Here is an 8,681-nt window from a genome sequence, read left to right on the forward strand (position 1 = left end):
GGGGCGGGAGGCGGGCCGCCAGGCGGTCGAGTGTCCACGACACGCCGCATCGCCGCCCCCGCCGACGGCGTGTCTTGGACACTCAGCAGTGGGTAGACAGCCGGGCGGATCGCCGAGGCGCGGGTCACCGCCGCGGTTCAGTGTCCAAGACACGCGGACAGGATGCCACGGCATCCGCGTGTCCTGGACACTGGGCCGCAGGTTGCGCGCAGCCGCAACCCCACCGACCGCGTGTCCTGGACACTCACCCGAGGTGCCGGCGCGACCCGCGCCGCGGCGTCACCACGAGCTCTTGCGGTAGTCCTTCAGGAAGATGCCGAACAGGTCTTCGCCGGCCTCACCGCGCACGATCGGGTCGTACACGCGGGCGGCGCCGTCGACGAGGTCGAGCGGGGCGTGGAAGCCCTCCTCGGCCAGGCGAACCTTGGTGTAGTGCGGGCGCTCGTCGGTGATCCAGCCGGTGTCGACGGCGGTCATCAGGATGCCGTCGGACTCGAACATCTCGCGGGCGCTGGTGCGCGTGAGCATGTTGAGCGCGGCCTTGGCCATGTTGGTGTGCGGGTGTCCGGGACCCTTGTATCCGCGGCCGAACACGCCCTCCATCGCCGAGACGTTGACGATGTACTTCCGCCGCGCCGTCGACGCCGCCATCGCGGGACGCAGGCGGCTCACCAGCAGGAACGGCGCCGTCATGTTCGCCAGCTGCACCTCGAGCATCTCGAGGGGCTCCACCTGGTCGACGTGCTGCGTCCAGCTGTTGATGCGGTCCTCGTCGGGAACGAGGCCGCCCGCGTCGATCGCGGTGCCCGCGGCCAGACGCTCGAGCGACGACGACCCCGCGGCCATCGCCTCGGCGGTGAGCTCGTCGGCCGTGCGCGCGGCCGACGCGAGGATCGGGTGGGCCGACACCGACTGCGCCAGCGCGAGCGGGTGCGCGTCGTTGGTGTGGCCGAAGGTGAGCAGCTCGGGCAGGGGTCCGTCCGGGAGCGGTGCGAGTTCGGCATCCACCAGGGGTTTGTACGCACCCGGCGAGCGCCGCACGGTCTGCGCGGCGTTGTTGATGAGGATGTCGAGCGGACCCGCGGATGCCACCGACTCGGCGAGTCCGATCACCTGGGCGGGGTCGCGCAGGTCGATGCCGACGATCTTGAGGCGGTGCAGCCAGTCCGCACTGTCGGGGAGCGACGAGAAGCGTCGCACGGCGTCGCGCGGGAAGCGCGTCGTGATGGTCGTGTGGGCGCCGTCGCGCAGAAGGCGCAGCGCGATGTACATGCCGATCTTCGCGCGGCCACCGGTGAGGAGTGCGCGCTTGCCGGTGAGGTCGGTGCGCGCGTCGCGCTTGGCGTGGCTCATCGCCGCGCAGTCGGGGCAGAGCTGGTGGTAGAACGCGTCGACGAGCGTGTAGAGCTCTTTGCAGATGTAGCAGTTGCGGGGCTTGATCAGCTCGCCGGCGTAGGGCGTTTCGACGCGGGTGGCGAGCGGGATCCCGCGCGTCTCGTCGTCGATGCGGTCGGCCGCGCCGGTCGCGGTGGCGGCGACGACGGCCTTGTCGGCGTCGGCGATGCGCTGGCGCTTCTCTTTGCGCGACTGCCGCTTGACGTCCTTGTAGAGCTTCCCGGTCTGGCGACGCAGGGCGATGTACGCCGGATCTTCGGGGTCGAGAGCGGCAGCGGCATCGAGCACGCGCAGGGCGATCTCGAGCTCATGAGGATCGATGGATGCCACGCGGCCGGCCTCGCGATCGGGTGTCGGGAGTGTTTCGGGCACGGAAGAGTGTACCGAGGCGCGGCTGGGAGGCGTCCCGGGCATCGGCGCCCGGGGTGCGCGCCCGCACCCGATCTCGGTGTCCAAGACACGCGGACGGTACCGCGCGGCATCCGCGTGTCTTGGACACTCAACCGTGCCGGCGCGGCGTCGGCGCCCGTCGGGGCGCGTGCCTTCAGCGCGGCGCCGGCGCCGTCGTCAGGGTTTGCCGTTGTCGACCCACAGCGTGTGCGCCTTCAGCGCGTGCGTCACCGCGAGCCGCACGGCGAAGTACACCGCGGCTCCGATCACGGCGATGCCGACGGCCCACGCCAGCAGAAGAACGATCACGTGGAGTCCCCCGATTGCCACCATCCGGCGACTCTAACCGTGACGGTCCGCGGGGCCAAGGGCCCCGGCATCCCGTTCCCAGAACAGGGGATGCCACCGAAACAGGCCGAAACCGGCGGAATCAGCCTGTCCTCGGCGCGACGCCTGTTCCCGACGCACCGCGTCAGCGGGCCACCGCAACCGCGGCATCCACCCCACGCGCCGGACGAGAGGAGCCCCGCCGGTCGGGGTCGAAGCGCAGCAGGACGCGCTGCGCGCGCGTCTCGACACCGCGGTGCAGCACCCACGCGAGGCCGAGCGAGATCGCGAACGCCACCGCGGCGAGCGCGATCGCGCGGGGCCAGTGCAGTTCGGGGTGACCGTCGGGCCACGCGGACGACACCGATGCGATCACGAGCAGGTGCACGAGGTAGAACGCGAACGACAGGCGCCCGAGCTCTTGCCACACGGGCCCTGCGAGGAACGTCGACGAACGGTGCGCGTCGGCCGACGCGAGCGAGGCGACGAGCAGGGCGAAGCCGCCGACGGTGACGGCGAGGCCCGGGTGGATGTCGGTGCCGGGAATCGCCGGCGCCTCCGACACGGCGTAGCCGAGCACCGCGAGAGGCACCGCGAACCGCAGCGGCGCTGGCCGCCACACGGTCTGCTTCATCAGCAACGCCAGCACCACGCCCAGGACGAACTCGGGCAGCCGCAGGAGCGGGGTGGATGCCGCCGCCATCGGCACGGGCGAGACGGCGGCGATCGCGGGGGCCAGGGCGACGAGCGCGAGCGCCCCCGCCGCGACGGCCCAGAGGACACGGGCCGAACGTCCGGCGACGAGCCGGATCACGAGCGGGAAGGTCAGGTAGAAGAACGCCTCGCACACCAGCGACCAGCTCGCGGGGTTCCCTGCCTGCCACCAGTCGGGCACCCAGCCGCTGAGGAGGAGCAGGTTCGCGCCGAGCGGTGCGACGCCATCGGTGCGGATCTCGGGCACCAGCGTCGCCGCGGCGATCACCGCCAGCACCACTCCTACGACGTGCAGCGGGTAGATGCGCGCGGCGCGATGCAGCCAGAACGACCGGGCGGACTGCGCGGGCTTGTATCCCCACGCCAGGACGAAGCCCGACAGGATGAAGAACAGCGTCACGCCGGTCTTCCCGGCCTCGAACACGAAACCCCAGACGTCTCCGGCGCGGCCGCCGAAGTACTCCACGGCCATGAGGTGGTGTCCGAAGATGAGCATCGCCGTCAGCCAGCGGAGCCCCGTGAGCGAGGGCAGGTGGCGTGCCGCCGGCGGGCGAGCGGATGCCACGAACCGGACGTCGACACGGGGAGCGGTCGTCGCACTCACGGGCTTCACCTCCGGGGGCACCGGCGCGAGCGAGCGTCGCGCAGACCCGGAAACGTTACCCGTTCGTGATGTGGAGAAGCCTGAGAGCGGTCGGGCTTGACGCGCGCTCCGCCGCCGTGGCATCCATCCTGCCCGTGTCCCACTTATGGCGGTTCATGTCCCAGTTGCTGTCACTCTCGCGCCTCCAGAACGACAGGAAGTGGGACGAGGGATGCCGGAACTCCGACCACGATCAGGCGGATCGCGAACCAGATCTCGAACGCGAAGATCGGGAGCGCAGCCGCCGCGGCCACCGCGCCGTTCAGCGGAATCACGGACCACAGCTGACCGAGATCGCTGAGCAGCACGAGGGTGCCGCCGACGAGCGCGAGGGCGGCCAGCACCCTCGGAACGGCCCGCGACGTCCACAGCAGCGATCCGAGGACCACGGAGTTGACCGCGATCACAAGCCCCTGCCCGACGAGGAACGCGGCCGCGTGCACCGACATCGCGGCATCCACCCTCGTTCCCGGAACGAGCAGCGTGCCCACCAACGGCAGCATTCCGGCGAGGATCACGGCGGCCTCGACCACGCGCAGCCCCGCGAACGTCGCGGCCCGCGCGGCGCCCGCCTCCGCGAGCAGGGTCCACAGCAGCACGCCGGTGCCCGCGCAGGCGAGAGCCAGGACGAACTCGAGCAATGCGCCGAGCGCGACGCCGCCCGTCGCGTATGCGGCGACCGCGCCGATCGACGTGACGTGGGTGACGAGGTACAGGATGCCGGCGCTGCGCGCTCGGGTTCGCGATGGGGAGAGCATGGGAATCCTTTCGGTATACGCCGTACACCGACGCAGCGCCGAGCATAGGTGTACGGTGTATACGTGTCAACTCCCCGTCCTCGCCTCGACCGGGAACGCGTCGTGGAGGCTGCGATCGAGCTGGCCGACGCCCGCGGACTCGCCGCCGCGAGCATGCGCGCCGTGGCCGACAGTCTCGGCGTGACACCGATGGCGCTCTACAAGCACGTCGCGGACCGCTCGCAACTCGTCGACGAGATGCTCGACCACGTGCTCGCGAGCACCCCCGACGCTCCCGGCACCGCCGACTGGCGCGGAGCCGTCCGCGCGCGCATTCTCGCGACGCGCGCGCGCCTTCGCGGCCACGGCTGGGCGCGCGAAGCCATCGAGACGCGCGAGCGGGCGACGCCCCGCGTGCTCGCCCACATGGACGCGTTGATGGATGCCATGTTCGCGGGCGGGCTGTCCGCCGATCTCGTCCATCACGCGATGCACGCCCTGAGCACGCGGATGTGGGGATTCACGCGCGACGTCCTCCCGACGCCGAGCCTGCCGGACGACCCCGACGAGCGGTCCGCCGCCGTGGCCGGCTACGCCGCGCAGTACCCCGCCATCATCCGCATGGCGACGACCGCGCCGGGAGCGGGCGAGGCATGCGACGAGGACACCGAGTTCGACTTCGCCCTCGACCTCCTGCTCGACGGCGTCGACCGGCTGCACCGCGCGGGCTGGCGATCGGGGCGCTGAGCGCGGTCGCGCGGCGAGCGCCCACGCAATTTCAGCGATCCGCGCGACCTCAGCGGCATCCGCTCCTCAAAGACGGAGACAGCGCGAATCACTGAGGGTGCGCCGGGCCCCTCACTCCGCGCGCGGCGCCTGCAGCAGCATGCCGAACGTGCGGAGAGTGTCGCTCAGGCCGACGGAGGCATCCAGCAGCCACTGGATCTGCAGACCGTCGGATGCCGCGATGAGCAAGGCCGCGAGGTGGTCGGCCGACACGTCGTCGCGGATGCGCCCCTCCGCCTGCTGTTCCCGGAACGTCGCGCCGAGTTCGGCGCGCAGCCGCTCGAAACGGCTGGTGAAGTAGTCCTTGCCGACGCCGCTGTCGACCTCGAGCGCGGCGGCGACGAGCGTGGAGTAGAGCTGCACGAAGCCCGGCACCTCGACGTTGGCGGTCGCCGCGGCGATCATCTCCTCGACGCCCCGTTCGACCGGGCGCGCCGCCTCGTCCTCGCCCTGCTTGGCGGCGGCGTGGTCGTAGACGGCGACGAGGAGCTGCTCGCGCGAGTCGAAGTAGTGCAGCAGCGCGGCGTGCGAGACGCCGATCGACTCGGCGATGCGCCGGAGCGATGTGCCGTCGGCCCCGCGTCGGCGGAACACCTCGATGGCGCGGTCGAGGATCTCCTGCCGCCGCTCGACGCCCCGGCGCCGCTGGCCGGGTCGGCCGATCGTGGCATCCTCGCTCATCCGCCCACCTTCTCGCATCCGTCAGGGCTAGCGTAACCTCCACCTGGAGGTTAGAGTGGCGGCACGGCCCCTTCGGCCCTCAACGACGATCTGTAGAAGGACTCCGATGACCCCCTCCCTCCCCGAAGCCTCGGTGCAGCTGTACACGCTGACATCCGAGTTCTCGGCCGACATGTCGGGTTCGCTCGACAAGCTCGCCGCCCTCGGCCTCCGCAACGTCGAGGCGTTCGCGTTCGTCGACCGTCCCGCCGAGATCCGGGCGGCCCTGGATGCCAGCGGCCTGGCCTCCCCCACCGGCCACGCCCCGCTGCTCAGCGACGAGCTGTGGACGCCCGACGGCTCGATCCCGACGCCCGCGCCCGAGGTGGTGTTCGAGGCGGCCGCGACCATCGGCATCCAGACCGTCATCGACCCGTTCGTCGCGGCCGACCGCTGGCTCACCGAAGACGGGGTCGCCGACATCGCCGAGCGTCTCAACCGCGCCGCCGACGTGGCCGCGACCTTCGGCCTCTCCGTCGGCTACCACAACCACGCGCAGGAGTTCGTGGCCGACTTCGGCGGACAGACCGCCTACGACCGGTTCGTGGAGCTCACCGACGCGCGCGTGCAGCTCGAGCTCGACCTCTTCTGGGCGCTGACCGGCGGCCAGGACGTGCCCGCGCTCGTCGCGAAGCTCGGCGACCGGCTGACCGCCGTGCACGTGAAGGACGGCGTGGTCCCGGCATCCAACCCCTGGGGTCCGGATGCCGGCGAGCTGTCGACCGCGGTCCTCGACCAGCGCCACGCGGGCACCGCGGACGTGCCCCTCGCCGAAGCGCTGCGCGCGGGCAGCGGCATCCGCTACGCCGTCATCGAGTACGACCGCGCGCCCGGCGACGTGTTCGCCGACATCGCCGCGAGCCTGGCCTTCCTCAAGGACGGCGGGTTCGTCGCATGAGCCGGCCGCTCGGAGTCGGCGTCATCGGCGCCGGCGTCATCAGCCAGACGTACCTCGAGAACCTGACGTCGTTCCCCGATGTGAACGTCGTCGCGGTCGGCGACCTGCTGCCCGACCGCGCCCGCGCGAAGGCCGACGAGCACGGCGTCGCCGCGGCCGGCACCCCCGACGACGTCCTGTCGAACCCCGACGTCGATCTGGTCGTGAACCTCACGATCCCGCAGGTGCACGTCGAGGTGTCGTCGGCGGCGATCGCCGCGGGCAAGCACGTGTGGACCGAGAAGCCGATCGGCCTCGACCGCGACGCGACGCGCGAACTCCTCGCGCAGGCGGATGCCGCGGGCGTGCGCATCGGCTCGGCACCCGACACCCTCCTCGGACCCGCCTTCCAGACGGCCAAGCGCGCCATCCAGAACGGCGTGATCGGCGAGCCGCTGTTCGTGCAGACGTCGTTCCAGACGCAGGGCCCCGACCTGTGGCATCCGGACCCCGCGTTCCTCTTCGCCCGCGGCGCGGGACCCCTGCTCGACATGGGCCCGTACTACTTCTCGGCGCTCGTGAGCCTGCTCGGCCCGATCGCGGCCGTGACCGCGCGCGGCTCGCGTCCGCGTCTCGAGCGGACGATCCACACCGGCCCCCGCGCCGGCCAGACGTTCCCGGTCGAGGTGCCGTCGACAGTGCAGGTGCTGACGTCGTTCGCCGCGGGCCAGCACGGCACGCATCTGCTGAGCTTCGACTCCGCGCTCGAACGTCACGGCGTCGTCGAGATCCACGGGTCCGAGGGCACGATCGTGCTCGCCGACCCGAACCGCTTCGAGGGACGCATCGCGTACGTGAAGCCGCTCGGCGTCTTCCGCGACGGCATGAAGACCGAGCAGGAGTGGATCGAGATCCCCAACGAGGGCGTCGTCGTCGGCCGCGGACTCGGCGTGCTCGACATGGCCCGCTCGATCGCCGCCGACCGCCCGCACATCGCCACGGGCGAGCTCGGATTCCACGTGCTCGACGTCATGCTGTCGGCCGAGGAGTCCTCCGCCACCGGCCGGACGCTCGAGATCGACAGCACCGTGGCCCCTGTGCCGCTGCTCGACGAGGGCTTCGACCCCTTCGCGTCGACGCTGTAACCGGCCCGCGCCTCCCGCCCCGTGGTGTCCTGTGGATGCCACGGGGCGGGTGTGTTTTCGGGGGCGTGCTGGGGCGCGGGGCGCCGGTCGCCGGCTGCCGGTGCACCGCGCGAGCGGAGGAGATTCGGCGCGCGGAGGGCGAACGGCCCGGCATCCATCCTCGGCTCCCCGAATCCCCTCCCGCCGCGCGGTCGTGCGGCAGTGGTGGCGGCCACCCCGCTGTGGGGGCGGACACCGCGAACGGATGACCGGTACGCATCTTCGCGCCGACGGGCGCACGCGGAGTGGGAGGCGGCGGGGCGAGGTGTCCGCAAGTGTTTGACTCGGACGGTGGATCTCCAGCGGTGCCGTCCGGGCGATGTCGAGGCGCTCACGGCGTTCCTCGGCGCGGTCGACCTCACGCTCAGCGGTCTGGACTCGCCGAGCGTGCGGTTGTGGGTGGAACGCGATGAGGCGGGAGCGATCGTCGGCAGCACCGGATACGAGCTCAGCGGCGACGGGCGCCACGCGCTGATCCGCAGCGTCGCGGTCGCACCGACGCAGCGATCCCACGGGCGCGGCAGCACCCTCGCGACCTTCGCGCTCGCTCGCGCTGCCCAAGAAGGAGCGCGCACGGCGTGGCTCTTCAGCCGTCGGTCGGGCCCGTTCTGGCAGAGCCTCGGGTTCGAGCCCGCCGATCGCGACGAGCTTGCCGCAGCGCTGGCGGACACGCAGCAGGTGCGGCTGTTCCAGCGGACCGGGCAGCTGAGCCGCGAGGTCGCGTGGTCGCGCGAACTCGGAGTCCGCAACCGCGCGTGACCGTAGCTGCGCGCCTGTGAAACTTCACCCGCGGCGGCTCCTGCTGCGGAAACCGCAGGTAGGTGGCCCTTTCTCTGAGCTGCGGTCGGCGGCCCCCCTCCTCCCCATCGGGTGGTGTGTCGGATCCGTCCCCATTCGGGTGGGTGGGG

9 protein-coding genes are annotated in these 8,681 nt (G+C 71.7%); 4 read left to right on the top strand and 5 right to left on the bottom strand.

The features are described from left to right. Positions 1-279 precede the first annotated feature (279 nt). The 4 genes from QM517_RS10640 to QM517_RS10655 all read right to left on the bottom strand — a co-directional run bounded on the left by QM517_RS10640 (position 280) and on the right by QM517_RS10655 (position 4,227). Positions 280-1,809 carry an SDR family oxidoreductase gene (locus tag QM517_RS10640; protein WP_303655586.1) on the bottom strand — a complete coding sequence of 510 codons (1,530 nt, stop codon included), beginning with the start codon at positions 1,807-1,809 and terminating at the stop codon, positions 280-282. A 153-nt stretch (positions 1,810-1,962) separates the two neighbouring features. Beyond that, the gene (locus tag QM517_RS10645) at positions 1,963-2,118 is read right to left on the bottom strand and encodes a hypothetical protein (protein WP_283287280.1); all 156 of its coding nucleotides are present in this window, start codon (positions 2,116-2,118) and stop codon (positions 1,963-1,965) included. 139 nt (positions 2,119-2,257) lie between these two features. After that, a complete protein-coding gene (locus tag QM517_RS10650) occupies positions 2,258-3,430 on the bottom strand; it encodes an acyltransferase family protein (RefSeq protein WP_283287282.1) in 1,173 nt (390 codons plus the stop codon). A gap of 170 nt (positions 3,431-3,600) precedes the next feature. Beyond that, a complete protein-coding gene (locus tag QM517_RS10655; protein ID WP_283287285.1) occupies positions 3,601-4,227 on the bottom strand; it encodes a DUF4386 domain-containing protein in 627 nt (208 codons plus the stop codon). A gap of 63 nt (positions 4,228-4,290) precedes the next feature. Between QM517_RS10655 and QM517_RS10660 the strand changes: the two genes are divergently transcribed. Further along, positions 4,291-4,953 carry a TetR/AcrR family transcriptional regulator gene (locus tag QM517_RS10660; RefSeq protein ID WP_283287286.1) on the top strand — a complete coding sequence of 221 codons (663 nt, stop codon included), beginning with the start codon at positions 4,291-4,293 and terminating at the stop codon, positions 4,951-4,953. A gap of 111 nt (positions 4,954-5,064) precedes the next feature. On the opposite strand, the gene QM517_RS10665 is transcribed toward QM517_RS10660, so the two are convergent. After that, positions 5,065-5,673 (bottom strand): TetR/AcrR family transcriptional regulator, encoded by a 609-nt coding sequence (locus QM517_RS10665; protein ID WP_238592359.1) that lies wholly within the window; start codon positions 5,671-5,673, stop codon positions 5,065-5,067. A gap of 106 nt (positions 5,674-5,779) precedes the next feature. Here QM517_RS10665 and QM517_RS10670 point away from each other — a divergent pair, with 106 nt between their 5' ends. From QM517_RS10670 to QM517_RS10680, 3 genes are all read left to right on the top strand, one after another. After that, entirely contained in the window at positions 5,780-6,610 is an 831-nt protein-coding gene (locus tag QM517_RS10670) for a sugar phosphate isomerase/epimerase family protein (protein ID WP_283287288.1), read from the top strand. Further along, positions 6,607-7,734 carry a Gfo/Idh/MocA family protein gene (locus QM517_RS10675; RefSeq protein WP_077051136.1) on the top strand — a complete coding sequence of 376 codons (1,128 nt, stop codon included), beginning with the start codon at positions 6,607-6,609 and terminating at the stop codon, positions 7,732-7,734. Before QM517_RS10670 ends, QM517_RS10675 begins: the two co-directional genes overlap by 4 nt. 330 nt (positions 7,735-8,064) lie before the next feature. Continuing rightward, the gene (locus tag QM517_RS10680; protein WP_283287290.1) at positions 8,065-8,532 is read left to right on the top strand and encodes a GNAT family N-acetyltransferase; all 468 of its coding nucleotides are present in this window, start codon (positions 8,065-8,067) and stop codon (positions 8,530-8,532) included. Positions 8,533-8,681 lie beyond the last annotated feature (149 nt).

This window comes from Microbacterium sp. IEGM 1404 (assembly GCF_030056775.1).
GTDB lineage: Bacteria > Actinomycetota > Actinomycetes > Actinomycetales > Microbacteriaceae > Microbacterium.

Bases quoted from the DNA above. Each gene is read 5' to 3' on its own strand.
- QM517_RS10640 (WP_303655586.1), bottom strand. From the start codon at position 1,809: ATGCCCGGGACGCCTCCCAGCCGCGCCTCGGTACACTCTTCCGTGCCC.
- QM517_RS10670 (WP_283287288.1), top strand. From the start codon at position 5,780: ATGACCCCCTCCCTCCCCGAAGCCTCGGTGCAGCTGTACACGCTGACA.
- QM517_RS10645 (WP_283287280.1), bottom strand. From the start codon at position 2,118: ATGGTGGCAATCGGGGGACTCCACGTGATCGTTCTTCTGCTGGCGTGG.
- QM517_RS10675 (WP_077051136.1), top strand. From the start codon at position 6,607: ATGAGCCGGCCGCTCGGAGTCGGCGTCATCGGCGCCGGCGTCATCAGC.
- QM517_RS10655 (WP_283287285.1), bottom strand. From the start codon at position 4,227: ATGCTCTCCCCATCGCGAACCCGAGCGCGCAGCGCCGGCATCCTGTAC.
- QM517_RS10665 (WP_238592359.1), bottom strand. From the start codon at position 5,673: ATGAGCGAGGATGCCACGATCGGCCGACCCGGCCAGCGGCGCCGGGGC.